This window comes from Proteiniphilum sp. X52 (assembly GCF_003712195.1).
Lineage (GTDB): Bacteria > Bacteroidota > Bacteroidia > Bacteroidales > Dysgonomonadaceae > Proteiniphilum.
In genome coordinates, this window is sequence record NZ_RDSD01000011.1 from 40551 (window position 1) to 67221 (window position 26671).

The 26671-nt window shown below is 46.5% G+C and carries 26 protein-coding genes and 1 tRNA gene; 19 read left to right on the forward strand and 8 right to left on the reverse strand.

Annotation, left to right across the window (positions count from 1 at the left end):
• Nucleotides 1-101 precede the first annotated feature (101 nt).
• From D7D25_RS10150 to gap, 5 genes are all read left to right on the forward strand, one after another.
• A complete protein-coding gene (locus tag D7D25_RS10150) occupies nt 102-839 on the forward strand; it encodes a glycosyltransferase family 2 protein (protein ID WP_122968923.1) in 738 nt (245 codons plus the stop codon).
• Between the two features lie 3 nt (nt 840-842).
• Entirely contained in the window at nt 843-1484 is a 642-nt protein-coding gene (locus D7D25_RS10155; RefSeq protein WP_122968846.1) for a lipid-A-disaccharide synthase N-terminal domain-containing protein, read from the forward strand.
• A 148-nt stretch (nt 1485-1632) separates the two neighbouring features.
• Nucleotides 1633-3183, forward strand: a complete 1551-nt coding sequence (locus tag D7D25_RS10160; RefSeq protein ID WP_122968847.1) for a glycosyltransferase family 39 protein — start codon at nt 1633-1635, stop codon at nt 3181-3183.
• A gap of 10 nt (nt 3184-3193) precedes the next feature.
• Entirely contained in the window at nt 3194-4204 is a 1011-nt protein-coding gene (locus D7D25_RS10165; RefSeq protein ID WP_185140248.1) for an NAD-dependent epimerase/dehydratase family protein, read from the forward strand.
• A 294-nt stretch (nt 4205-4498) separates the two neighbouring features.
• A complete protein-coding gene (gene gap, locus D7D25_RS10175; RefSeq protein WP_122968850.1) occupies nt 4499-5503 on the forward strand; it encodes a type I glyceraldehyde-3-phosphate dehydrogenase in 1005 nt (334 codons plus the stop codon).
• Between the two features lie 157 nt (nt 5504-5660).
• On the opposite strand, the gene D7D25_RS10180 is transcribed toward gap, so the two are convergent.
• Nucleotides 5661-5828 carry a DUF362 domain-containing protein gene (locus D7D25_RS10180; RefSeq protein ID WP_122968851.1) on the reverse strand — a complete coding sequence of 56 codons (168 nt, stop codon included), beginning with the start codon at nt 5826-5828 and terminating at the stop codon, nt 5661-5663.
• Between the two features lie 208 nt (nt 5829-6036).
• On the opposite strand from D7D25_RS10180, the gene D7D25_RS10185 reads away from it, so the two are divergent.
• On the forward strand, nt 6037-6741 hold the full coding sequence (locus D7D25_RS10185; RefSeq protein WP_122968924.1) for a porin family protein: 705 nt from the start codon (nt 6037-6039) through the stop codon (nt 6739-6741).
• A 78-nt stretch (nt 6742-6819) separates the two neighbouring features.
• Here the strand turns inward: D7D25_RS10185 and D7D25_RS10190 are convergent, their stop codons facing one another.
• The 3 genes from D7D25_RS10190 to mtaB form a co-directional block, all read right to left on the reverse strand.
• Complete coding sequence (locus D7D25_RS10190) at nt 6820-7848, reverse strand: glycosyltransferase family 2 protein (RefSeq protein ID WP_122968852.1); 1029 nt, start codon at nt 7846-7848, stop codon at nt 6820-6822.
• A 97-nt stretch (nt 7849-7945) separates the two neighbouring features.
• On the reverse strand, nt 7946-8845 hold the full coding sequence (locus tag D7D25_RS10195) for a lysophospholipid acyltransferase family protein (protein ID WP_122968853.1): 900 nt from the start codon (nt 8843-8845) through the stop codon (nt 7946-7948).
• On the reverse strand, nt 8845-10158 hold the full coding sequence (gene mtaB / locus D7D25_RS10200; RefSeq protein ID WP_122968854.1) for a tRNA (N(6)-L-threonylcarbamoyladenosine(37)-C(2))-methylthiotransferase MtaB: 1314 nt from the start codon (nt 10156-10158) through the stop codon (nt 8845-8847). Before mtaB ends, D7D25_RS10195 begins: the two co-directional genes overlap by 1 nt.
• Nucleotides 10159-10352: 194 nt before the next feature.
• Between mtaB and D7D25_RS10205 the strand changes: the two genes are divergently transcribed.
• From D7D25_RS10205 to D7D25_RS10255, 12 genes are all read left to right on the forward strand, one after another.
• A complete protein-coding gene (locus D7D25_RS10205) occupies nt 10353-12002 on the forward strand; it encodes an AMP-binding protein (RefSeq protein ID WP_122968855.1) in 1650 nt (549 codons plus the stop codon).
• A gap of 169 nt (nt 12003-12171) precedes the next feature.
• Nucleotides 12172-12408, forward strand: a complete 237-nt coding sequence (locus D7D25_RS10210) for a hypothetical protein (protein ID WP_122968856.1) — start codon at nt 12172-12174, stop codon at nt 12406-12408.
• Nucleotides 12409-12582: 174 nt separating this feature from the next.
• The gene (locus D7D25_RS10215) at nt 12583-14043 is read left to right on the forward strand and encodes an alpha-L-fucosidase (protein ID WP_122968857.1); all 1461 of its coding nucleotides are present in this window, start codon (nt 12583-12585) and stop codon (nt 14041-14043) included.
• A gap of 40 nt (nt 14044-14083) precedes the next feature.
• A complete protein-coding gene (locus D7D25_RS10220) occupies nt 14084-14701 on the forward strand; it encodes a DUF3256 family protein (protein WP_158602593.1) in 618 nt (205 codons plus the stop codon).
• Between the two features lie 9 nt (nt 14702-14710).
• Nucleotides 14711-14782 (forward strand) — tRNA-Arg (locus D7D25_RS10225).
• Between the two features lie 205 nt (nt 14783-14987).
• Entirely contained in the window at nt 14988-15122 is a 135-nt protein-coding gene (locus tag D7D25_RS18535) for a hypothetical protein (protein WP_255417257.1), read from the forward strand.
• An 8-nt stretch (nt 15123-15130) separates the two neighbouring features.
• Nucleotides 15131-16414 (forward strand): TolC family protein, encoded by a 1284-nt coding sequence (locus D7D25_RS10230; protein WP_255417258.1) that lies wholly within the window; start codon nt 15131-15133, stop codon nt 16412-16414.
• A gap of 35 nt (nt 16415-16449) precedes the next feature.
• Nucleotides 16450-17367, forward strand: a complete 918-nt coding sequence (locus tag D7D25_RS10235) for an HlyD family secretion protein (RefSeq protein WP_122968859.1) — start codon at nt 16450-16452, stop codon at nt 17365-17367.
• Nucleotides 17360-18259 (forward strand): ABC transporter ATP-binding protein, encoded by a 900-nt coding sequence (locus tag D7D25_RS10240; RefSeq protein ID WP_122968860.1) that lies wholly within the window; start codon nt 17360-17362, stop codon nt 18257-18259. Before D7D25_RS10235 ends, D7D25_RS10240 begins: the two co-directional genes overlap by 8 nt.
• A 46-nt stretch (nt 18260-18305) precedes the next feature.
• Nucleotides 18306-19043, forward strand: coding sequence for an ABC transporter ATP-binding protein (locus tag D7D25_RS10245; protein ID WP_122968861.1), 738 nt, complete (start codon nt 18306-18308; stop codon nt 19041-19043).
• The gene (locus D7D25_RS10250; protein WP_122968862.1) at nt 19043-20149 is read left to right on the forward strand and encodes an ABC transporter permease; all 1107 of its coding nucleotides are present in this window, start codon (nt 19043-19045) and stop codon (nt 20147-20149) included. The genes D7D25_RS10245 and D7D25_RS10250 overlap by 1 nt, the downstream gene beginning before the upstream one ends.
• Before the next feature lie 26 nt (nt 20150-20175).
• Nucleotides 20176-21312, forward strand: a complete 1137-nt coding sequence (locus D7D25_RS10255; RefSeq protein WP_255417259.1) for an ABC transporter permease — start codon at nt 20176-20178, stop codon at nt 21310-21312.
• Between the two features lie 14 nt (nt 21313-21326).
• On the opposite strand, the gene D7D25_RS10260 is transcribed toward D7D25_RS10255, so the two are convergent.
• Together D7D25_RS10260 and D7D25_RS10265 are read right to left on the reverse strand one after the other, a co-directional pair.
• Nucleotides 21327-22184 (reverse strand): neutral zinc metallopeptidase, encoded by an 858-nt coding sequence (locus tag D7D25_RS10260; protein ID WP_122968863.1) that lies wholly within the window; start codon nt 22182-22184, stop codon nt 21327-21329.
• A gap of 27 nt (nt 22185-22211) precedes the next feature.
• Nucleotides 22212-23039 carry a tetratricopeptide repeat protein gene (locus D7D25_RS10265; RefSeq protein ID WP_148038906.1) on the reverse strand — a complete coding sequence of 276 codons (828 nt, stop codon included), beginning with the start codon at nt 23037-23039 and terminating at the stop codon, nt 22212-22214.
• 80 nt (nt 23040-23119) lie between these two features.
• On the opposite strand from D7D25_RS10265, the gene D7D25_RS10270 reads away from it, so the two are divergent.
• Nucleotides 23120-24043, forward strand: a complete 924-nt coding sequence (locus D7D25_RS10270) for a mechanosensitive ion channel family protein (protein ID WP_122968865.1) — start codon at nt 23120-23122, stop codon at nt 24041-24043.
• 1 nt (nt 24044) lies between these two features.
• On the opposite strand, the gene D7D25_RS10275 is transcribed toward D7D25_RS10270, so the two are convergent.
• Nucleotides 24045-25619, reverse strand: a complete 1575-nt coding sequence (locus D7D25_RS10275; protein WP_122968866.1) for a peptide chain release factor 3 — start codon at nt 25617-25619, stop codon at nt 24045-24047.
• A gap of 40 nt (nt 25620-25659) precedes the next feature.
• Complete coding sequence (gene rfbD, locus D7D25_RS10280) at nt 25660-26616, reverse strand: dTDP-4-dehydrorhamnose reductase (protein WP_122968867.1); 957 nt, start codon at nt 26614-26616, stop codon at nt 25660-25662.
• Nucleotides 26617-26671 lie beyond the last annotated feature (55 nt).

Below are 26671 nucleotides of genomic sequence, written 5' to 3' on the forward strand. Positions count from 1 at the left end.
TAATTTTATTACTTTTGTCGCGGGAGACAATCAGCTCCATTTGATGCCCAATCCATCAGTTGAAATGTTGTCTTCTTTTGAAGTTGATCATCGATGCAGAAATGGAAAGAAACCAAACAAATCAATACATTTTTACCATTATTATCCCGATTTACAATGAAGCGGAGAGCATCCGCCGGTTAGAAGAAAAACTACAAAACTTCTTACCTCACTCGCTCTATCCTGCTTGTGTGCTGTTTGTCAACGACGGTTCGACCGACGGCAGCCGGGAAAAAATACATACTATCTGCGAACGGAACCCCCATTTTTTCTATCTTGACATGAAAAAAAATGGTGGACTGAGTGCTGCTTTAAAAGCCGGATTCGATTACTGCTTTTCAGAATTCGTGGGCTATATGGATGCCGACATGCAGACTGACGCCGACGATTTCAACCTGCTACTCCCTCATCTGGCCGAGTATGAATTGGTGACAGGTATACGTGCTAACCGCAAAGACTCGTTCTTCAAGAACCTGCAATCAAAAATAGCCAACGGATACCGGCGGATGATGACCGGTGACGGCGTCTCTGATACCGGCTGTCCGCTAAAAGTATTGCATACCGGGTGCGCCAAACGTGTACCAATGTTCAACGGAATGCACCGCTTCCTTCCGGCGCTCATCCTGTTGCAAAACGGCAGGATACAACAAATCCCGGTACGCCACTATCCCCGGATAGCGGGAAAATCGAAATATCATCTGTGGAACCGGCTTACCGGCCCTTTTATCGACTGTTTTGCTTACCGGTGGATGAAAAAACGCTATATCAATTACCAAATCAGCGGAACCAATTTAGATTGATCTATGCAGGGAGCAACCATCTGGATTTACGGAATTGGCTTTTTAGCCCAGATTTTCTTCTCGGCACGAATACTTTACCAGTGGATTGTAACCGAGAAAGCAAAGAAGATAATCTCGCCCCCTATATTTTGGATCCTGAGCATTTTCGGTTCCTACCTGCTTTTCATTTACGGGGTACTCAGAAACGATTTTGCCATTATATTCGGGCAATTCATTGCATATTATATCTATCTGTGGAACCTCAATATGCAGGGAATTTGGAAACGAATACATGTCGGACTGAAAGCCATCCTCCTGTTGACACCGGTGATAGCGTTTGTATTACTGATGCGCGACATGAATGCTTTTACCACCCTCTTTTTCCGGCAGAAGGATATACCTATCTGGTTACTGATCTTCGGTTCAGCCGGTCAGGTGCTCTTTACATTCCGTTTCATCTATCAATGGATCTATTCGGCCCATCTTCACCGGTCCGTACTGCCAATCGGTTTCTGGATTATCAGCCTGTTGGGATCAGGTACTATCGTCGCTTACGGGATCATTCGCCAAGACCCCGTCCTCATACTGGGACAATCGGTAGGTTTTATTGCTTATGTACGTAACATCATGATCGGCTTACAGACTAAAACGAATGTGCCAATATGAATAATCCCGCCAACTTGGGGCGTGTAGAGTCAATGTGAATGATGTTTGAAGAAAAGAAATCGGAAGTGTAGTTAAAGAGTCCTCGGCAATATGTGCTTCGCACGAGAATTGGAAATTGAGAATTGGAAATTAGAAATTGACCACTCGGATGAAAACTAAGTACCTCTATCTCTTTTGGTTTATAGCGCTGCTCCCGGTTATGGTTTTACGGGACTATACCCCTAACAATGAGTTACGTTACCTGAGCATTATTGATGAAGCTTTGCGTAATGGCAACTTTTTTACTTTCACGCTGGATGGTGAGATCTATGCAGATAAGCCGCCTCTCAGCTTCTGGCTGATGATGGCAGGGAAATCATTGCTCGGCACCCACCAAATGTGGTTTCTGTCGCTTTTATCGTTTTTGCCCGCATTGGTAGTGCTGATGGTTATGGAGAAATGGATGAGGAAAGAAAGATCTTTTGCCTACCCACCCGATGGTTTGCTGATGCTGATGACCGGCGGTTTCTTTCTGGCTCTTACCATTACTATTCGTATGGATATGCTGATGGTGATGTTTATCACCCTTTCACTCTACACTTTTTTTAAGTTATACCGGGGGGAGGGAAAGAAACGGGATGCTTATCTTTTTCCGCTCTACGTCTTTCTGGCTCTTTTTTCAAAAGGCCCTGTCGGCCTATTGGTTCCGTTGCTCTCCACCCTGATATTTCTTCTCTATCGGGGTAAAATCCGTACATGGCACCAATACTGGGGATGGAAAAGCTGGCTGGTTCTACTGCTGGGATGTGGTATCTGGTTTGCCGGGGTTTATGTGGAAGGAGGAGATGCCTATCTCAATAACCTGTTAATACATCAAACAGTGGGAAGAGGAGTGAATGCTTTTCACCATAGATCTCCGTTCTATTACTATGCTATTGCTATCTGGTACTTGCTGGCTCCCTGGATGTTTTTATGCGTGGGACTAATCATTGCCGGAGTGGTTCGCAAAAAAATCGAAACCGAGACCGAAAAGTTTTTTCTTACTATTATCCTGACGACTTTCGTCATGCTATCGCTGATCAGTTCCAAGTTGGCAGTCTACCTGCTTCCCGCGATACCCTTTCTGATCTATCTGCCGGCCATGTTACTCGATAAATTCGATGAGAAAAACATCTGGTTACGGCTTTCGATAGCAGTGCCTGCCGTCCTTTTCGCAGTAGTGCTGCCGGCTGTTTATTATATAAAGGGAGTCGACGAACTCTCTTATATCGCCGTACCGCTGGTGTATGCGGCGGCTACTGTCATCTCCCTGGGCGGACTCATGGTTTTATATCTTCTTTTCCGGAAAAAAGCGCTCCGTAAATCTATCCGCGTGATGACTTTCTCCCTTTTATTCACTATATTTATCGCCGGATTAGCCTTGCCTCAGTTGAATCCTTATATGGGATGGAAAACGTTATGCAGGGAAGCTATGCGGATTGCGGAGGAGAAAGGCTCTTGCCAATATTATGTATATAAGATTTCACGGCCCGGAAGTATGGATGTTTTTCTTGGAAAAGAAGTTATAGTCGCATCCGAAGAAGATATACTGAAAAATACATTCTCCGGACAACTCTTACTGCTACCCGAAAAAGCAGTATTGAATGACAGTCATATTCAATCTGTCATATCCGACAAAGAGCAACACAAAACCGGCCCTTATCTCATTGTTGTTTTATAATCTGATGAAGATGAAAATATTGGTTACCGGCACTGCCGGATTTATTGGTTTTCACGTCGCGCGCCAATTAGTCCGGCAGGGATATGATGTGGCCGGTCTCGACAACATCAACGCTTATTATGACACACAACTAAAATATGCCCGTCTGGCCGAAACAGGCATACCACAGGAGAAAATAAAAGAGGGCGAATGGGTACAGAGCGATAAATACCCGACCTACCGTTTTATCCGGCTTGAGCTGACTGATGCCAAAGGACTTCTCACTCTCTTCCGTGAAGGACAATTCACACATGTCCTCCATTTCGCCGCACAGGCCGGGGTCAGATACTCCCTTGAAAATCCTCTTTCATACATCCATTCCAATATAGTGGGTTTTACGCACCTGCTGGAGGCATGCCGTTCTTATCCGGTCCGGCATTTGCTTTATGCCAGTTCCAGCAGCATCTACGGAGACGACACTCCCTCTCCCTACAAGGAATCGGCCCAGACCGATCATCCCGTAAGCCTGTATGCGGCTACTAAAAAAGCAAACGAGTTGTTGGCCTATTCCTACAGCAAACTTTATGGAATAGCTGCAACCGGTATCCGTTTTTTTACGGTCTATGGCCCCTGGGGACGTCCCGACATGGCACCATGGTTGTTTATATCGGCCATTACGGAAGGAAGGCCTATCAAGGTTTTCAATAACGGGGAAATGCAACGTGATTTCACCTATATCGACGATATTGTGGAAGGAGTTCTCAAAATCATGTCCGCTCCTCCGCAAGCCAAGGTTCCCAATGTTGTATATAACATGGGCTGTGCCTCGCCCATACAACTGATGGATTTCATCCGCATTATCGAAAAAACCACCGGAAAGAAAGCTGTCAAGGAGATGGCGGATATGCAACCCGGAGATGTGGTATCTACGTATGCCGATACATCATTACTCGAACAGAAGTTTGGATACAAACCCCGCACATCGGTTGAGACCGGTATCAGGAATTTTCACGACTGGTTTGAGGAGTATCGTCACAGGTAAATGCCTGTTCAAGAAACTGACTGGCTGTACAAGAAATATTTCTCCAAAGTGGCAGGTCTTTGCCCCTGCCCGCTTATCGGATAGTGCCAATTTTCAGTTTTTTGTCCCAAATAATTTTATCAAACCGAAAAAATATGCTATTTTTGTAAGCCTGTTAAAAAGATGGTTTTTAGGGACGTTCTTCATCAGGATGGACAGGCTCAAGAAAGGTATGACAGCCGGTATGAGGCCTAAAGAGATAACAATAACAACGATTAACAAGAACTCTTTTAACAAATAAAATTCAATAAAGTTATGATTAAAGTAGGTATTAACGGATTTGGCCGCATCGGACGCCTGGTATTCCGTGCCGCACAAAACAGAAATGATATCCAGATCGTGGGTATCAACGACTTGCTCGATGTTGACTACATCGCTTATATGTTAAAATACGACACCATCCATGGTCAGTTCACCGGATCGATCGATGTGAAAGAGGGTAACCTGGTAGTAAACGGAAACACCATCCGCGTATCTGCTGAAAGAAACCCGGCCGACCTGAAATGGGATGCCATAGGTGCAGAATACGTAGTTGAATCTACCGGTTTGTTCCTTTCCAAGGACAAAGCGCAGGGACACATTGACGCCGGCGCGAAATATGTGGTGATGTCTGCTCCTTCGAAAGACGATACCCGTATGTATGTGGTCGGAGTAAACGAAAATACCTACACCAAAGGCGAACAATTCGTTTCTAACGCTTCTTGCACCACCAACTGTCTCGCACCCGTCACAAAGGTGTTGAACGACAAATTCGGCGTACTTGAAGGATTGATGACTACCGTGCACTCCACCACTGCCACACAGAAGACCGTGGACGGTCCTTCCGCAAAAGACTGGAGGGGTGGACGCGCCGCATCTGCCAACATCATCCCTTCTTCTACAGGAGCTGCCAAAGCAGTAGGTAAAGTAATTCCCGAACTGAACGGTAAATTAACCGGCATGTCAATGCGCGTTCCCACTCTGAACGTTTCGGTGGTTGACCTGACTGTACGTCTGGCAAAAGAAACCACTTACGCAGAGATCTGCGCTGCTATGAAAGAAGCTTCTGAAGGCGAACTGAAAGGCATTCTCGGATATACCAACGAAGATGTGGTATCGAGCGACTTCATCGGTGATGCGCGCACTTCTATCTTCGATGAAAAGGCAGGTATCCAGTTAAGTCCGACTTTCGTAAAGGTAATCAGCTGGTATGACAACGAGTGGGGTTATTCCAACAAAGTCCTCGACTTGGTTGCCCACATGGCAAAAGTAAACGGTTAATACACCGTTGTGGTTATAACAATGACGGAAAACGCCTTCAATCACGGAGGCGTTTTTTTTGTGGTTGTTTTGCTCTCCGGCACCCCTTGCTTCAAGGCACAAAAAAAAGCCGGACAACAGCTGTTCGACTCTTTTATCAAAAATACCCGGTTTATATTTATTCCGGATGAATTGATTCTGTGGGACATACTTCTGCGCAAGAACCGCAGTCGGTACACACCTCCGGGTCAATTACATAAATATCACCTTCCGAGATCGCCTCAACAGGACATTCGTCGATACATGTTCCACAGGCAATGCAACTATCGTCAATCACGTAAGCCATAATAATAGTAAAAAATTAGTTATTGTAATTCGTTTATATTGATGCAAAGATAATCAGTTTTTTTCTAATACAAAAGAGGTGTAAAATATTGTCCGTTATTTAGAATCTGTATAAATTTCCCCTTCATCAGGTCCATCATATCCCGATAAAATCCGGCACAACCTATTCAAGACACAATAACCGGTAGAGAAAAACGTTTAATATGAGCATGATCAAAAAAACGACATATTTTCTTCTGTTGATCCTGATTTCAGGTAATCTTCATAGCCAGCAGCGTAAGTTGCAACACCGCCCCTACGCCGATCAGCGGCTATTTCATATGGGGTTTACGCTGGGATTACATACGCAAGACCTGATACTCACCCAATCGGGTTTCATCAATGAAAACGGCCAGGTTTGGTTTTCCGAAATCCCTGCTTATTCGCCAGGATTTACAATCGGCATCATCGGGGATATGTACGTCAACAGGTTCATGAATCTCCGGGTCATACCCTCGCTTTATCTGGGCGATAAAAAATTTGTATTCAGGGAACAATCATCAGGCGAAGAATTCGCCACTCATATTCGTAACAACTATATCACTCTGCCGTTACATCTGAAAATCTCTGCCGAGAGGATCAATAATTTCCGTCCGTATCTCCTTGTGGGAGGATATGGCAGTCTGGAACTGGCTTCTATTAAAAACCGCGCTGTACTGTTAAAAGCCTATGATGCAGGAATTGAGTTCGGCGTGGGGTGTGATTTTTATCTGCCTTTTTTTAAACTGGCTCCAGAGTTAAAATTCAGCTTCGGGTTGGTAGATATGCTGGAAAAGGAAAGGAATGACCTGAAAGATGATGATCTCCGGAAATATGCCAATTCACTGTCGAAAGCCGTCCAACGGATGATCACACTCAGTTTTCACTTCGAGTAATACTATTTTCGAGGACGACCCGATATAAAAATTTCTCTCACCGCGGCGGGCTCTATAGTCTATTTCCTTGTTCATAATCTATTTTCCTTCTTCAAAAAGGGATGCATACGTTTTTTTCCCCCTGAAATAAAAATCCATCAAAATGCTTTTCCGGTATTGTGTGGGAATAACCTCCTTGACTGCTTTCCGCAGATTCTCACGACGTGCCGGCCTGAAGGAAGGCCGCATCCTCAGGAAATCCCTATACGCGTCGATCACCGCCCGCGCGCTTTGGATATTGGCATTCAGTAAAAGTCGCGAACAAGCAAGGATATCAAAGAAAAGTCGCATCGTAAACGTGGAATGATATATCCGTTGGGGTATATTTTTATAGATCATCAGCAGGTTATTGCGGAAATTCAGATACATTTTTTTCGGATTATCCTGGTTCAGTGATGCCCCGCCTACATGATACACTACCGATTCAGGCACACACATCACCCGCCTGCCCCGCGCGTTCAACCGCCAGCAGAGGTCTATTTCCTCCATATGCGCAAAGAAACGTCCATCCAAGCCTCCGGCTTCCGCGTAATCTTTCCTCCTGATGCAAAGGCATGCTCCCGTCGCCCAGAAAACCGGTATCGCGGTATCATACTGTCCTCGGTCTTCTTCCACCACATGCAGGATCCTCCCTCTGCAAAAAGGATAACCATATCGATCAATAAACCCTCCTGAGGCACCGGCATATTCAAACCGGTTTTTATTATTGTAAGCAAGTATTTTCGGCTGTGCCGCCGCCACTTCGGGATGAGCATCCATATAGGATACCAGAGGCCGCACCCAATCCGGCGTGGTTTCCACATCAGAATTAAGTAATACTACATATTCGGAATCCACTTGTTGCAATGCCTTATTATAACCCTCCGCGAATCCCCAATTTTTGTCCAGCACAATCACCGGCAGGTCGGGATAATGAGTCCGGAGAAATTCCAGTGAATCGTCACTTGAATGGTTATCAGCCACAATCACATCGCACTCCTCGTTGAGTGAATGCGCCAGCACGGAAGGAAGAAACTGCTCCAGCAATTTTCTCCCGTTCCAGTTCAATATGACGACAGAAGTTTTCATTAATTAAAAATTACCAATTACCAATGACAGTAAAACTAAAAACAAAAAGTGAATCTCACCCGGGCACACCACTTTCCCAGCATCCCACTTTCCCACCTTAATTAGGTTTCTTAAATTTCCAGCGGTCATGCGACCATAAGTAATAGGCCGGCTCCCTCATGATGGTCTCTTCCAGTTTCCTCATGTACCGTTCCATGATAGTGTTTTCCGCCTCTTGACTTGCGTCGGGTGTGATGACAAAAAATTTACCAACATAATGTCCTCTTTTCACTTTTTCCATGTCCAAGTAAACAATAGAGTTTCCCAGACGCCGGGCTATCTTTTCCATGCCGGTTTGCACAGGAGTCTGCTGATTCATGAAAGTAGTCCAATATTTATCTTGACTCGGTGATGGCCTCTGGTCATTAAGGAAACCGATTACCATTGTTTTCCCCTGATTCTGAGTGCGGATCATCTGCCGCATAACACTTCGCATCTCGATGGGTGTGGGATGGAAGTGGCTTCTCGTCTTTAGGAAAAGATAATTAAAAGCATTGGAGTGCAGCTTTTTGTAAACCAATCCCAACATTACATCCGACGTCAGATGCAACCCGATGGAGGGAACCCATTCCCAATTGCCATAATGGCCGAGGCTCATCACGCAGGATTTTCCATCAGAAGTCAGCCGGTCAATTATCTCCGGATTTTCGAACTTCATCCGTTTTCGTGCTTCCTCATCGCTAATACGAAGAGTTTTGATAGTTTCCACGTAATAGTCGCACAGGTGACGATAGAATTTTCTCTCGATCTCCTCAATACGCTTTATGGGTTTCTCCGGAAAAGCATTCTTGAGATTTTTCCTTACAATTTTCCTCCTGTATCTTACCACATAATACGCACACAGATATAGGATATCGGAGAGGATATACAGCACCCTAAACGGTAACAGTGCGTGCAGATAAGTTACCGCATATAACAGTAAGGCTCCGATTCCCTTTTTACTTGCTTCGTCATCCATTAAAAAATCGCTTTCATTGCCATTTCTTCCTCGTCATACGCGCCCACTTCCACTTCTGTAACCCTGTTCACAAGCGACGCGTCATAATCGGCATACAATTTCACATAATTTTCGGTAAACCCATGCATTTTCTTACCCCGTCTTGTGTGCTCGAACAATACTTTTTTCCGGCTTCCCTGCTGCGACAGGTAAAACTCCTTCAGGCGCACGTCAGAAAAATCCAACAAGGTTTTGCTGCGCATATGTTTTGTTCTCGGATCCACTGCGTAGTCGATATTTAGCGCTGCCGTGCCGGGACGTTCGGAATAGGTAAAGACATGCAGTTGCGAGAAATCGATGGAACGGATAAATGATTCTCCCTCTGCAAAATAATCATCGGTTTCGCCCCTTACCCCCACAATCACATCCACTCCGATAAAAGCGTGGGGAAGGATCTGTTTGATCTTCTCCACTTTATGACGGAACAGTGATGTATCATACCTCCGCTTCATCAGACTCAGTACGGCATCGCTTCCTGATTGCAACGGCATGTGGAAATGAGGAGCAAAACGATGCGATCCGGCCACAAAATCGATGATCTCATCCGAAAGCAAATTGGGCTCAATAGACGAGATGCGGTAACGCTCCACACCTTCCACCTGATCGAGTTCTTTAAGAAGATCCAGAAAGGATTCTTTGGTGGTATGTCCGAAATCGCCGATATTCACTCCCGTCAGTACAATCTCCCTACCTCCTTCCCGCACAACCTGTTCGGCCTGCCTTACCAGATCAGCAATCGAACCGTTACGGCTTCTGCCTCTCGCAAAAGGAATAGTGCAAAAGGAACAGAAATAGTCACATCCGTCCTGTACCTTCAAAAAATAACGGGTACGATCGTCCGCGGAAACGGAAGGGACGAACGAGCGGATGCGGTGTGTCTTTGATGTGACAACCTCCCCTTTCTCTTTTTTCTTCAGATCATCGAGATATTTCACCACGTCGAGCTTTTGCTCTGCGCCCAATACCAAGTCCACACCTTCTATGCCGGCCACCTCTTCGGGTTTCAACTGGGCGTAACACCCCGTGACGACCACAAATGCCGAAGGGTTCTCCTGAATCGCCTTCCGGATAGCCTGACGTCCTTTCTTATCGGCCAATTCAGTGACGGAACAGGTGTTGATCACGCAAATGTCGGCTTGCTGCCCCTTCCGGGCACGACGCACACCGGAATTGAACAACTGCCGCCCTATGGCGGAGGTCTCCGCAAAATTCAATTTGCAGCCCAAGGTATAATAGGCGGCTGTTTTATCTTGAAAAATAGTCCTATCAATCATATCTGATTTGTCATATTCATATCGCTTCTCCTGGAAAACAAATCCATGGGAGAAACAATTCGCGCGACAATAAATTAACTGTGAATAAGTGAAGGGACAAAATTACAATTTTACTCCTAATTTACAGCCTTTTTTTCTTTGATAATACATTTTTAGCTATTACTTTTGCTCATATTTAGCAATAATGGGCAATCATGATTGAACAAAACTTCATCAAAATATACGAAGAGAGTTTCAAAAAGAACTGGGATCTGCCCGCACTGACTGATTATAAAGGCGGCAATTCATACACCTATGGTCAACTGGCCCGTGAAATAGCCAAACTTCACCTTCTCTTCTCGGAATTACAGATTGAAAAGGGTGACAAGATCTCGCTGATCGGTAAAAACCACTCTTCCTGGTCAATTGTTTTTATGGCTACTATCACTTACGGCGCGGTGATTGTCCCTATTTTACACGAATTCAATCCGGAGAGCATAGAACATATTATCGATCATTCCGATTCAAAACTGGTTTTTATCAGTGAGGTTATCTGGAAATCCATCAACAAGGATAATCTGAAGATGCCGGTATTTGAATTATCCTCTTTATACTCTCTTCTGAAAAGTAATGATGAAAGTACAACCGAAAAGGCGACGAAACTCGAAGAACTATTTTATCGCACCTATGCGGACGATTTCTCACGCGACGATATCCGGTATGCAGACGTAAGCAATGAAGAAGTAGCTTGCCTTAATTACACATCCGGAACAACGGGATTCATTAAAGGGGTGATGATTACGGCAAATAATTTTGCGGGGAACGTCACTTACAGCAAAAAATTAAATCTGCTTTTTGCCGGTGACCGCAATCTGGCATTTTTACCAATGGCCCATGTGTATGGTTGCGCATTCGACTTTCTCTATGCACTTTCCGCGGGTGTCCACAACACATTGCTGGGCATCTCCCCTACCCCCCAAAACCTTATCGTTGCACTGAACGAGGTGAAGCCACACCTTATCATCACGGTACCTCTTGTCTTTGAAAAGATATACAAGAAACGGATCCTGCCGGTAATAGAAAAACCGGCTGTCAAGATGCTTTTAAAAATCCCTGGGATCAATAAACTTATACATAATAAAATAAAAAGTTCGTTGACAAAATCATTGGGAGGAAACTTCAGGGAAGTAATCATCGGTGGGGCAGCACTCAATGCTGAAGTGGAAGCTTTCTTCCATAAGATAAAATTCCCTTTCACCGTCGGCTATGGCATGACTGAATGTGCCCCGCTTATTTCTTACGATCATCATTACGACTTCGTACCCACATCCTGCGGTTCGGTATTGGACAAGATCATGGAAGCACGTATTGATTCACCCGATCCTGAAAATATTCCGGGAGAAATCCAGGTCAGAGGTGAAAATGTGATGAAAGGCTATTATAAAAATCCCGAAGCGACAGCGGCAGCCTTCACAGCCGACGGCTGGCTTAAAACCGGTGACCAGGGTATCATGAAGGGAAGGCGGCTTTTTATCAAAGGAAGGATCAAAACCATGATCCTTTCAGCGAATGGGCAGAATATTTATCCCGAAGAGATTGAATCGCAGTTGAACAACCTCCCATACATCGCCGAAAGTTTAGTCATAATGCGCGACACAAAGCTCGTCGCGATGGTCTGGCCCGATATTCCCGCCATGAAGGAAAACAATATCCCGGAAGAGAAACTCAAAGAGATCATGGAGGAAAATAAGGGAATACTCAATCAATCGGTAGCCCAGTATGAGCAGATCAGTGCCATAGAAATAGTGGAAACCGAGTTTGAAAAAACACCCAAGAAAACCATCAAACGCTTCCTCTACCAGTGATAAACAGCAGGGAATCCGGTTTCTTGTTTTCAGATCATCAAGATCCACAAACACTTAATATTATTTAACTGTAATTTTTCATCAAAACATGTTCTGTAACATGTTTTTGAGGTAATTTTGCTTCGTTTTTGATAAAGCATCAATATTTATCGTTTAAAACCACTAAAAAATGAAAAAAGTAATTGTATTAGTTGCTACTATGGCAACGTTGGGGTTCATTTCTTGCAACAATGCTCAAAAAAATGCTGAAAAGGCAACGCAAGACAGTATCGCTGAAGCAGCCAGATTAGACAGCATCGCCAAAGTTCAGGCCGACAGTATCCGGGCAGCTATCGAAGCTGCTGAAGCAGCCGCCGCCGACACCCTGGAACAAGTGATTGAAGAGGCCACTCCCGGTGTGAACTAATCGGAGAGTGAAGTTGAAATTGAAGCGCGGCCACCCCAAAAGGGTGGCTTTCTTCTTTGATATTCTGTCAAAAATAGTAACTTTGTTTGTCTGTTGTGTGGAGAGAGGGGAGAACAACCCCAAAAGATAACCCAACAGGTTTTTCTTTAAAATGGAATTTTATCAAGACAGCAAATGAGAAAGATCCTTTTTACCGCTTTGTTGGTGTATCTCGCAACACTCTCGGGGTGTAACCAGAGAGCCAACACCTATTTCGAGAAGAAACTGGCTTTCCCCGATTTGCTTACTTCCGACCAGAAAGCCAAACTCTCAGCATACGTCGTTCCCACACAGAGCCAGTATGAATGGCAGCGGATGGAGTTAGCCGCCTTCATTCATTTTGGGATGAACACCTTTACCGGGAAAGAATGGGGAGATGGAACCGAAGATCCGGCACTGTTCAACCCCACCGCTTTTGATGCAGAACAATGGGTTAACACACTACAGGGAGCAGGTTTTAAAATGCTCATTCTCACGGCGAAGCATCACGACGGTTTTTGTCTTTGGCCTACCCGGACTACCAGTCACTCGGTGGCTTCCTCACCCTGGAGAAACGGTTTTGGGGATGTGGTAAAAGAGGTGAAGGAAGCATGTGACCGTCACAATATGAAATTCGGTATTTACCTCTCGCCTTGGGACAGAAATGCCGAAAGTCATGCCGATTCTCCGCGATATAACGCGCTATTCACCCAACAACTGGTTGAATTGCTTGCAAACTACGGTGAAATCCACGAAGTATGGTTCGACGGCGCTCATGGCGACGAACATGACAGCAAAGTGCAAAGATACGACTGGGCGAATTTCTATCAGGTGGTCGACAGTCTTCAGCCCAAGGCTGTGAAAGCAATTATGGGTAACGATGCGCGTTGGGTTGGCAATGAAGAGGGATTGGGCAGGGAGACTGAATGGAGCGTCACACCACTGCAGCCGAATATCAATGACGCCATTATCAATGAAAATATACGGTTGGGTATCTCCCCTACTACGGACGATTTAGGTAGCAGCCGGCTTATAGCCGAAGCAAAAACAGTCTATTGGTATCCTTCCGAGGTAGATGTATCCATTCGTCCGGGCTGGTTCCATCATCCGGAAGAGGATCAGGCGGTAAAAACATTGCCCCAGTTGGTGGATATCTATTTCCGGTCGGTCGGGATGAACTCGGTACTCCTGTTGAATATTCCACCGGATAAACGAGGCAGATTACACGAGACAGACACCGAGCGGCTCAAGCAATTCGGCGACTATATCACTCAGACTTTTGAAAACGAAAAACTCACAAATGGCAATATAGAATGGAAAGCCCCCACGGGAGCAAGTCGGGAATACAATGTGATACCCGGGGAAACAATCAATACGGTGATGCTCCGGGAAGATATCCGGAAAGGACAACGTGTGGAAGAATTCACCGTGGAAGGGTGGATAAACGACGAATGGGTGGAATTGGCCAAGGGCACCACCATCGGCTATAAACGACTGCTTAGGTTCGACGATGTCTCCGTCCCAAAACTACGTGTAACTATTTCTGAAACACGCGACATTGCCAACATTTCAAAAGTCGGGGCCTATCATGCGCCTCATCTGAATCAGGTTCACTGATCAAATTGAGAAAGATTGAATTAGATTGAATAATATGATTATGCGAAATTTTATATGGATACTTTTGCTCTCCATTTCCACGCATGCTGTAAGTCAGCATGTCGGAGAGTTATTCAAATCAATGCCATCAGAGCTTCTCCCGGGAGTGGCGGAAAGTAGTAAAACCCTGTTACTGGTCGACTCAGGCGTGACAACAGTCCCTTATCCATTGGGTGAAATCAAGAAATTAACGCAAAGTAGCCACTATTTGAAGATAAAAACATCAGATGCCGGGACCACTCAATTGAAATTGCTTTCGATAGAGGGAGACTCCTCCATTGTATGTATAATCAAGACTGTCTGCACGGAAGCCTGTGATAGTCATATCTCTTTCTATACAACAGAATGGAGAAAAATTGAAAATGACAGATTCCTGCCGGAAATTTCTTCAGAAATTTTCTTTGATTCTTCCAAAAAAGAGATGGAAAATTATAAATATGCAGTATCTTTGCACCATATTTATCCGATCTCGGCCGCGTTCAGTGAAAACGGAAGCGATTTAACACTGACATTCAATTACAAAACACTTTTGACCGATGATCAGATCGAAGAAATAAAGCCTTTCATCAAGGCCGACACCATTGTTTTGAAATGGGAAAACGCTGCTTTCAGGCAATAGGTTAATCCCGCACCCGTAGTTCAATGGATAGAATATCGGATTCCGGTTCCGACGATGTGGGTTCGATTCCCGCCGGGTGTACTAAAAACCGCTGCAAATCAATTGACTTGCAGCGGTTTTACTTTTTACCGGGAGCCAAAGAAAACGACAGATAAGATTTAATCAACTTTAACCATACAGACACTTAATTTTTGCATAACTCAATTCCACACCGGAATGGAATTGAGAATAATTTGGCCATATCAAAAAATGTACACACATTTGTACAGAGATAAAAATTAAAAAGATGAAGATAATAACTACAAGAGAAATAGTCAGGGAAACAAAAAAATATTTCGAACTGGCAGAAAAAGAACGGAATATTGAACATATTGATAAAGCTCTGACAGGACAAACAAAAAGGCTATCTGAAGAAGAATGATGGAAAGTATGAGATTAAAAACATTTTTGTTACTCGCAGGGATGATCTGGATGCTTAGTACGGTCGCGGTGGGGCAGATCGTCACGCTGGATGAAATACAGCAGAAAGCGGAAGCCAATTACCCTGCCATTGCCCGGTACGGCATCATCGAGAAAATAAAAAATTACAACATCGTGAATGCCAACAAAGCGTATCTTCCGCAAGGATCCATCACCATGCAGGCCACATGGCAGTCCGACGTACCCCATATTGACCTGGATTTCCCGGAAGGAATGCCGTCCATTGAAATACCGGTACCCGATCAGGATCAATACCGGGTCATCGCCGAACTGAATCAGCTTATTTGGGACGGGGGCAATATTTCTGCCGGCAAAAAGAGCCGGCAAGCTCACGCGGAACTGGAAAAACGGGAGCTGGAGACGGAGATCTACGCCTTGCGGGAGCGGGTAAACAACCTCTATTTCGGCATCCTGCTGATGAAGGAAAACCTGCAGCAACAGGCTATATTGGAGAATGAATTGCAACGCAACTACCGCAACGTGCTCGCCTACATGCAAAACGGGCTGGCCAACGAGGCCGATCTGAGCGCGGTAAAGGTAGAGCAACTGAAAGCAGGACAGAAACGTATTCAGTTGGAATCCATGTTGGAAGCGTATATTCGTATGTTGTCGACACTGGCAGGAGAATCGCTCGACCAAAGCATGGTTTTCGTGAAACCGTCTCCCGATGACGGGCTGATTTCTCCCGTGATTAATCGTCCCGAATTGAAGGTGTTTAACGCACAGCAGGCAGCGGTTGAAATACAAAAATCGCTGTTGAAGGCAAGAAACATGCCCAAACTGGGTGCCTTCGCGCAAGCCGGCTACGGGAAACCGGGACTCAACATGTTCGACAATGATTTTTCCGCTTACTTCTTAGGCGGGATACGCCTTTCATGGAACTTTGGAAATCTATACACGCTGGGCAACGATAGAAAGAAAATCGACCTTCAAAAGCAATCGGTGGACATACAAAGAGAAACGTTCCTGCACAACTTATCCGTCCGGATACCGCAACAGCAGGCAGAGATTGAACGGTATAAAAAGACGATGCAAGACGATGACGAGATTATTCGCCACCAGACATTGATACGCGAAGCAGCCGAGGTGAAGGTGGAAAATGGCACCTTAACCGTCTCCGACCTGATGAAGGAGATCAATGCCGAAGAAGCAGCCAAGCAAGCCAAAACACTGCATGAAATTCAATACCTCATGGCAGTCTACGCGCTCAAACACACCACGAATCAACCCTGAAACAGAATCAAATGAAGAATAGAAATAAAAATCGCATGAAGACAAATCGTCACCTGTTACTGACAATTATGGCATCCTCGTCCCTGTTCATCCTCTCTTGCAGCAATGGCGACGAAGATTACGAGGCCACCGGATCGTTTGAAGCCACGGAAATCATCGTGTCGTCACAAGCAACCGGTCGCATACTGGAATTGAACGTGAACGAGGGGGAACAACTGCAAGCGGGCCAGATAGTCGGCCGGATAGATAGCACCCAGCTCTATCTCCAGAAGATGAGCCTTCTCGCCAACGCGAAGGGGATTCGTGCACAGCAACCCGACATCCGGAAGCAGACCGCGGCCATCCAAGAACAGATAAAAACCTTGGAACGGGAGAAAGTCCGTATGGAACGACTGATCGCGGCCAACGCCGCCAACCGGAAACAGTTGGATGACATCGAGGCCCAAATGGAGGTGCTCCGGAACCAACTCTCGGCGCAAACGTCCACCCTCCGGAAAAGCAGTGAGAATATATCGGCACAGAGCTCGACCGTGGATATCCAAGTGGCTCAACTGGACGATCAACTGGAGAAAACACGAATCAGCTCTCCCATCTCCGGCACGGTATTAAACCGGTACGCGGAGGCAGGAGAACTGGCTACAATGGGCACTCCCCTCTTTAAAATCGCCGATATAAGCACCCTGTTCTTAAGGGCTTACGTGACCAATGACCAGCTTGCACGAATCAGGCTGAACGATGAAGCGTGCGTGCGTATAGACGATGGAAAAGGAGGAATGAGGTCGTATCACGGCCGGATAAGTTGGATATCCGATAGATCGGAATTTACCCCCAAGACCATCCGGACCAAAGATGAACGGGCCAACCTGGTGTATGCGCTAAAAATTGCCGTTCCAAACGATGGTTATCTTAAGATTGGCATGTATGGCGAAGTAAAGTTCCAAGGGCATGATTGAAGTGAACAAACTGTGTAAAAGCTATGGGAAACAGGGTAAAATCAATGCCCTGAATGGTATTTCTTTCACTGTGGATGAGGGAGAGATATTCGGCGTGATCGGACCGGTCGGAGCCGGCAAATCGTCGCTCTTCCGGATCATGGCCTCTCTCCTCCTGCCCGATAGCGGCACGGCAATCATGAACGGGCATGACGCGGCAAAGGATTACCGGAAGGTAAGGCAGATCATCGGTTACATGCCGGAACGGTTTTCGCTCTACCAGGATTTGAGCGTGGAAGAAAACCTGACGTTTTTCGCTACCCTCTTCAATACCTCCATCGAAGAGAATTACCACCTGATCAAGGATATTTACCAGCAGATAGAACCATTCAAAAAACGTCGCGCCGGTGCCCTTTCCGGTGGAATGAAACAAAAGCTGGCACTGAGTTGCGCGTTGATCCATAAACCGGAGATACTAATTCTGGATGAACCCACCACAGGGGTGGATCCCGTCTCGCGAAAGGAGTTCTGGGACATGCTCGGACGGCTCAAGGAACAGGGAATCATCATTTTGGTTTCCACGGCCTACATGGATGAAGCAAGTCGATGCGATCGAATCGCGTTGATGCGGGAGGGGGAGTTTATCGCTACCGACACGCCCCGGGGAATCATCGAAAATTACCGGGAGATATTATGGTCGGTGGAAGGTACCCGCATGTCGGCCCTGTTGACAGCTTTGCGCGGCTACCCCGAAGTGAAGACCAGTTTCGCCTTTGGAGATAAGCACCATATCACCGTGGATGAATCTTTCCAACCCGATGCGTTGAGGCATTTTCTGGCCGACAAAGGGTTCCATGATGTGCGTGTAGAACTCGCCGAACCCACCGTGGAGGATTGCTTTATGGCAATGTGAGGGAGGGCAGGTGTGGAACGTGAAAACGAATTAAAATGATATCATCATGAACAAAGTAATGGAAGTGTCGGGGTTGACCAAGAAGTTCGGTAATTTCACAGCCGTGGATCACATCTCTTTTGATGTGACGGAGGGAGAGATTTTCGGGTTTCTGGGTGCCAATGGTGCCGGTAAAACCACCGCCATGCAGATGCTGTGCGGCATTAGTATGCCCACGGCGGGAAAAGGGACCGTGGCCGGCTACGATATTATTAAACAGAATGAATTGATCAAACGAAACATAGGGTACATGAGCCAAAAATTCTCGTTGTACGAGGATCTGAAGGTTTGGGAGAATATTCGCCTGTTTGGCGGTATTTACGGCCTCAGGGAAAAAATAATTGCAGAAAAGACCGACGCATTGCTGAAACGATTGGATTTTGAACAGGAGCGCAACACGCTGGTGAAATACCTCCCGCTCGGGTGGAAACAGAAGCTGGCCTTCTCGGTAGCCATTTTTCATGAACCCAAGATTGTCTTTCTGGATGAACCTACCGGCGGTGTGGATCCGGCCATGCGAAGACAATTCTGGGAGATGATTTACGAGGCGGCCGACCAAGGAATCACGGTTTTTGTGACCACGCACTATATGGACGAAGCGGAATACTGCAACCGGGTATCCATCATGGTGGACGGGCGTATCGACGCGCTCGACTCACCGGCGGCGCTGCGCCATCAGTTCAAGGCCGGCTCCATGGATGAAGTGTTCCGTCAACTGGCACGTGAAGCAGAAAGGGGGGACTAATGAAGCAATTTATCGCGTTTGCAAATAAAGAGTTCTATCATATCATTCGGGATAACAGAACGTTACTTGTGATACTGGGGATGCCCGTGGTGCAGATCCTGCTGTTTGGCTTCGCCATCAACATGGAAGTGGAGGATATTCGCGTGGCAGTGTATGACCCTACTCCTGATGCTTTCACCACCGGTATCGCGGAACGAATACGACAGAACCCCTACTTCACCTATCTGGGGAACGTGCATTCCATGAACGAGATGGAGGAATCGATGCGAAAAGGGGAGCTCGAACTGGCCGTGGTGTTCCAACAGAATTTTCAGGAAAACGCGGTTCATCCGGGTGACGCGGCTGTCCAGTTACTCTCTAACAGCTCTGATCCCAACCGGGGATCCATCGCGGTAACCTACGCTACCGCGATCATTACGGGATATCAACAGGAACAACTGGGCATTGGGCGGATACCTTTTCAAATTCGAACCGAGAACCGGATGATTTACAATCCCCTCATGAAATCATCCTACATGTTTGTACCCGGTATCATGGGGCTGGTGCTGATGATCATTTGCACCATCATGACATCGGTCTCCATCGTCCGGGAAAAGGAGCGGGGCACCATGGAGGTGCTCCTCGCATCGCCACTGAAACAGGGACCTATGGTTTTTGCCAAGACCATTCCCTACATGTTCATATCCATTATTAACCTGATTATTATTCTCCTGCTGAGTTATTTCGTGCTGGAAGTGCCCGTCAATGGCAGCCTGTTGCTGCTCTTATTGATCTCCGTCATCTACATTCTGCTGACATTGTCCTATGGGCTGACCGTCTCCACGTTAGTGGACAAACAGATCAACGCGGTCATCGTTTCGGCTATCACGGCAATGCTTCCCGTGCTGATGCTCTCGGGAATGATCTTTCCCGTCGACAGCATGCCCCGGGTGTTGCAAGCACTATCTACCGTAGTGCCTGCCCGATGGTTTATAGCGGCTGTGCGAAAAGTGATGATTGAAGGACAGGGTTTTATCATGGTTTGGAAAGAGGTACTCGTGATGACCGGAATGACCTTTTTTTTACTGGGAATCACCATTATGAACACCAAGAAAAGATTGGAGTAATTGCTGAATGCTGATAACTGAAAGATATGAGGATATTGAAATTCTTAATAGAAAAGGAGTTTAAACAAATGTTCCGGAATCCGCTGATTCCGAAAATGATTGTGATGTACCCCATCATGGTGTTGCTGGTATTTCCGTGGGCTGTCAGTTTCGAAATAAAAAACATTAGAATCGATGTCGTGGACCACAGCAAGAGCACATACTCCAGAAGGCTGACGGATAAAATCGCCGCTTCGCGCTATTTTATCCTGAACGACATCCCACCCGATTACCGGACTGCCATGTGGAATATGGAACAAGGTGAAACGGATATGATACTGGAGATTCCCACCTCGTTTGATGTGGACCTGGTAAAAAACCGAGCCTCCGCCGTAGGCATGGCAGTCAACTCGGTGAATGGCACCCAAGGATTATTGGGCAGCAATTACGTGACGCAGATTGTAAACGACTTCTCTTCGGAGCTGCGCAGCGAACTGACGCACACGCTACCCGCGCAATCCAGGGCCTCCATGATGCGGATGCCCCGGATAAACATTGTCCCGCAATACAAATTCAATCCGGCGTTGGACTATAAGAGTTTTATGATCCCCGGTTTCATGGTGCTGTTGCTTACCATTATATGCGGGATTCTCCCCGCGCTCAACATCGTGATGGAGAAAGAGACCGGCACCATCCACCAGATCAATGTCACCCCGGTAAACAGGATCGGTTTTATCCTTGCCAAACTGATTCCTTTCTGGGTTGTCGGCCTGGTTGTAATGATCATCTCCGTCTCGGCGGCATACCTGATCTACGGCCTTTGGCCTGCAGGGAGTGTCGTGGCGGTGCTTTTCTCCGCCATTGTCTTTATCTTCTCCATATCGGGCTTGGGGATCATCATCTCAAACTATTCCGAGAACATGCAACAGGCGAGCTTTCTGGTGATGTTCTTTATCCTGATCCTGATTCTGCTGGGAGGTATGTTCACGCCCGTCTCAAGCATGCCGGGCTGGGCGCAGGCAATCGCATCCATCAACCCGTTTAACTACCTGACAAAGACCTTCCGCATGCTCTACCTGAACGGCAGCACGTTGGCCGATGTATCCGGGAACCTGTTGATGCTGGCGCTCTTTTCAGTCGTGTTGAATGGATGGGCAGTCGTGAGTTACAAAAAGAGAGGGTGATTATGACGTGATAATTAGCTGAATGTGTCTCCCTGACTGATATCACCGGTCTGCATGCCCTTTCTGAACCAATAAGTACGTTGTGCGGAGGTGCCGTGTGTAAACGAATCGGGGACGCTATACCCTCTCGAACGTTTCTGAATAGTGTCATCGCCCACCGCCGTGGTGGCACTGATTGCCGACTCCAGATCGCCCGGCTCCAGTTGAATCATGTTCATCTGCTGCGCGTGATACACCCAGACTCCCGCCAGAAAATCGGCCTGTAATTCCAACTTCACATTGAGTTTATTGAATTCCGTCTCGCTGATCCGCCCCCTGTATTGATTCATCCCATCGATGATCCCCAACAAATTCTGCACGTGGTGGCCTATTTCGTGAGCCGTCACATAAGCCATTGCCAGATCACCTTCAGCACCGAAATCAGTTCTTAACTGATGAAAAAAGTTGAGATCGATATACATTTTCTGGTCCGCAGGACAATAGAATGGTCCTACGGCATCCGTAGCCCCGCCACATCCCGAAACCGTGGCATCGGTGAAAGTAACCAAGGTGGGACGTATGTATTGTTTATTCAGTTGCGCGCGGAATATCTCCTCCCACACATCATTGGCGCTGTTAAACACTCCCAGCGTGAAAACCTTCAGTTCCTCATTCTCATTCACCCTGGAAGGATCTATTACCTCGGTCGATTCTCCCGGAGCGACACTGTTTACCATCTCTAATGCCTGGAAAGGATTTTGGCCCAACAACAATGCTATCACCGCAATGACCAGCGCTCCTACTCCACCGATGGCAGCGTTTCTTCCCCCTCTGCCTCTGCCCCTACGGTCTTCATAGTTGGCCTGGCTGTCATTTCTATTGATCCACTTCATAAAACATGTTTTGGTTGTATTCTGTTTTTATTCCGTTTTTTTCAGCCAGCCGTTCACTATTTCGGTATCGTATCCCAGTTCTTTGGCTTTCCTGAAATCGGCACGGGCAGCTATTTTATCGAATTGCGCAAGACGGACCCGACCCCGAAGAATATAAAAATAGGGATTGTCTTTCTGGGATCCTTCCACAGCCCGTAAATCAGCCGACGCCCTGAATATCTGATCGGTGTTCACATAACATTCCGCGCGGTTCAGATAAAAGCTGGGATCGACTTTAGAAGAGGAGTGTATCATGCCGGTATACACCTTCTCAGCTTCCTCCCAGTTGTCATCCAATTTATAAAGAAGCGCCTTGCTCAACTTCGTATACATATTGTCCGGATCTATCGCATCTGATGCCTTGAAATCTTCCTCTGCTTTAGCTCTCTCATTTTTTTCGAGAAAAAGCAGACCTCTCCGGTAATAGGCTTCCACATCCTCCGGATAGTCACTGATAAGAGTGCTGTAATCCTCCATCGCCTCATCAAACCGTTCCATATCACACAGAAGGGAAGCCCGGTTGTGCAACACCACATCGGGCATCGGATTATTCCCCATGGAGGCGGTAAATGAAATATATGCATCATCGTAGAGCCCCAATTGCCGTTGCAGTATTCCGAGATTGAGCAACAAAACGGGATTATTGTCATTCGCCGGTTCCAGCGCCATCGCCTTTTGCAGTGCCACTGCGGCACTATCGAGCCTGTTTTGCTCGATATGGTTGGCTGAGCGGTCCACCCATCCCATATAATCCAACGTTTGCGCCGACAATGCGTGGGCAAAGAAATACAATATAACCGTAAAAATAATTTTCATCCTGTTTATTATATGGATATCAATCACAAAAATAACTGTTTTTTTGTACTTTTGCGATATCACACTGTTTAAAAACTAAAATGATGACGCCGCTTCAGATATCATTGCCTACCGACAGCATTTTTGTGCCACGCTCACCTAATGATCCCTCTTTCGGTCAACTGATCAAAGAAGGCAGGTACGATCACGTGCTGGATAACATTCTCGCATGGGGGATTGACCTGATAGTGAACATACTTATTGCTATTGTGCTGTTCATCATTGGTCGTTTTTTCATCACGAAGATTGACAATTTTGTGGCAAAGATCATGCGGAAGAGCTCGATCGACAACACGCTGAAAGGATTCATAAGCAGTGTATTGCAGACCTTCCTTTTTATTGTCTTGTTCATGATCATCATTAATTCCGTGGGAGTAAAAACCATCTCCATCGCCGCTATTATCGGCACGGTGGGATTGGCCATAGGGCTTGCCATGAAAGACAATCTCTCCAATTTCGCGGGCGGAGTAATGATTCTGCTGAGTAAGCCTTTCAGAGGCGGCGATTACATCAGTGCACTGAACCTGGAGGGAACGGTCGAGAAGATCGGTATTATGCACACCATATTGAGGACGCGTGACAACAAGACGATTTACATACCCAACGGACCGCTGTCGACCGGAAACATCATCAACAATAACAGCCTCGATGGAACCTTACGCACCGAAATTATCATCAACGTGAATTACGGCTGCAATGTGGATGAAGTAAAAGAGTTGCTGTTACAAATCGCCGCCCGCCATCCAAAGGTGTTGAAACAACCCGCACCTTTTGCAAGGATGTCCAAGATTAACCCCACATCCCTTGAATTCGTTTTCAGGGTATGGGTAAAGAAAGGAAATCTGGCCGAAGTGAACCACGATCTGAGTGAAACGGCCTACAAAGAACTTTACGAAAGGGGCTTGATCAGTCCTGCACAGCGTATGTCGGTCTATCTCACAAAAGAGGAGAAAAAGCATATATAGTTTAATACTCTGAGCTAAAGTGGAAGCGGATATTTTTAAAATCCTGCTGGGCCATCATCAAGATATAGCTCGACTCGGCAAGAAAGACATCCCTGTCCTCTTTGTCGCGCGCCATGTATTGATATTTCCGCTTCTTGAAATCGGCCAGTTGCGCGGCATCATCGCTCTCGATCCAACAGGCCTTGTATAAGTTGATGGGTTCCCAGCGGCACTGGGCTCCATATTCATGGAGCAGCCGGTACTGTATCACTTCGAACTGAAGCTGCCCCACCGTCCCGATGATCTTCCGTCCGTTAAATTGATTGGTGAAAAGTTGTGCTACCCCTTCGTCCATCAGTTGTTCGATGCCCTTCTGCAGTTGTTTCGATTTCATCGGATCGGCGTTCTCGATATATTTGAACATCTCGGGGGAGAAACTCGGCAGCCCTTTGAAGTGCAACTCCTCACCCGCAGTGAGCGTGTCGCCGATCTTGAAGTTGCCGTTATCGGGTAATCCGACGATATCACCGGCATAGGCCTCGTCCATAATCTCTTTCTTCTGCGCCATAAAAGCGGTCGGCGACGAAAATTTCATCATCCGGTTAAAACGGACATGCTTGTAGTTCACATTCCGCTCGAATTTTCCTGAGCAGACTTTTACAAAAGCGATACAAGAACGGTGGTTCGGATCCATATTGGCATGGATCTTAAAAACAAATCCCGAGAAGCTTTCCTCATAGGGATCCACTACACGTTCTTCGGCCCGCACCTCACGGGGAGAGGGTGCTATATCCACAAAACAATCCAGCAACTCTTTCACTCCAAAATTATTGAGCGCGGATCCGAAAAACACAGGCGCCAAGGTGCCCGCAAGGTATTCGTCCCGGTCGAATGCCGGGTATACTTCTGTGATCAGTTCCACATCGTCACGCAGTTTCTTCGACAGGGGGTCGCCAATATGATTTTCCAGTTCCGGTGACTGGATATCGAGCCTCAGCGATTCCGTCACCATCTGCTTACTGGGCTTATAAAGATCCAGACTATTCTTGTAGAGGTTATATACTCCGCGGAACCGTTCTCCCATATCTATGGGCCAACTCAGCGGACGGACGCTGACTTTCAGTTCTTCCTCCAGTTCGTCGAGAATTTCGAACGGATCCCTCCCTTCACGGTCAAGTTTATTGACAAAGATCATCACCGGTGTATGCCGCATACGGCAGACCTCCATCAGCTTGCGTGTCTGGGCTTCCACCCCTTTCGCCACGTCCACCACCACGATCACGCTGTCTACCGCCGTAAGCGTGCGGTATGTGTCTTCAGCAAAATCCTGGTGGCCGGGCGTATCCAAAATATTGATCTTATGATGCCCATATTCAAATCCCATGACTGAAGTGGCGACAGAAATTCCGCGTTGTTTCTCTATCTCCATCCAGTCCGAGGTAGCTGTTTTTTTTATTTTGTTCGATTTCACGGCTCCTGCCACATGAATGGCTCCTCCAAAGAGCAGTAATTTTTCCGTAAGTGTGGTTTTTCCCGCGTCGGGGTGACTGATCACGGCGAAGGTGCGCCGGCGCTGTATCTCTTCTTTTAATGTCATCAATTTAATATTTCAAGATTTAGCTTCGCTGATTGACATATTAACTCATCATCGAATCAACACATCTTCTGAGTGCCTCTTTCCATTCCGGAATCTCCACATGAAAAGCGGCACATATTTTTGACAGATCCATCACGCTATATGCCGGACGAGGAGCTGGCGCACCATATTCGTCCGTTTTAACAGGGATCAGTTCACAACGGTCGATACCGGCCAACCTTTTGATCTCTTCGGCAAAGCCGAACCAGGTGGTTTCTCCCCTGTTCGAAAAGTGATAAATGCCCGTTTTCCATTCGGTCTCTTCCGAAAACTGCAGGATATGAACGATCATCTCCGCCAGATCTGCCGCATAGGTCGGCGCTCCCCGTTGGTCATCCACCACAGTCAATCTATCCCGCTCATTCATCAACCGGATCATTGTCTTCACAAAATTATTACCGAATTCGGAATACAACCAGGAAGTGCGTATAATCATCCACTCACCACCGACAGCTTGCAGGGTTTCTTCACCTTTCAACTTCGACTGGCCGTAAACCGAAAGTGGATGCGGCTCCATATTCTCGGTATAAGGAATTCCCGACCGGCCGTCGAATACGAAATCGGTAGAAATGTGGATAACCTTTGCCCCTTCTTGCTTCGCAGCAGTCGCTATATTCCCCACCGCTTTTTCATTTACGAGATATGCCTTCTCTACGTCGGTTTCCGCTTTGTCCACAGCGGTATAAGCAGCGCAATTGACGACATAGAGTACCCGGTAATCCCTTACAAAAGCCGCCACCTGATCCCCGTCCGTCACATCAAGGTCATTCAGGTCGGTAAATAGGAATTTAAAGGGCAAATTCATCCGATCGGTCAATTTTTTCAACTCGTTCCCCAATTGTCCGTTGGCTCCGGTCACCAGCACATTTTTCTGTACCAGCCCGTAAAAATATTGTTCTCTTGGGGTATCCTTTTCCGTCCCCCCCAGATGTTTGGTTATACCTGTAAATATGGGCATCGCTTTTTTTAAATTACTAATTACCAATTATACTAATTACCAATTACTAATTACC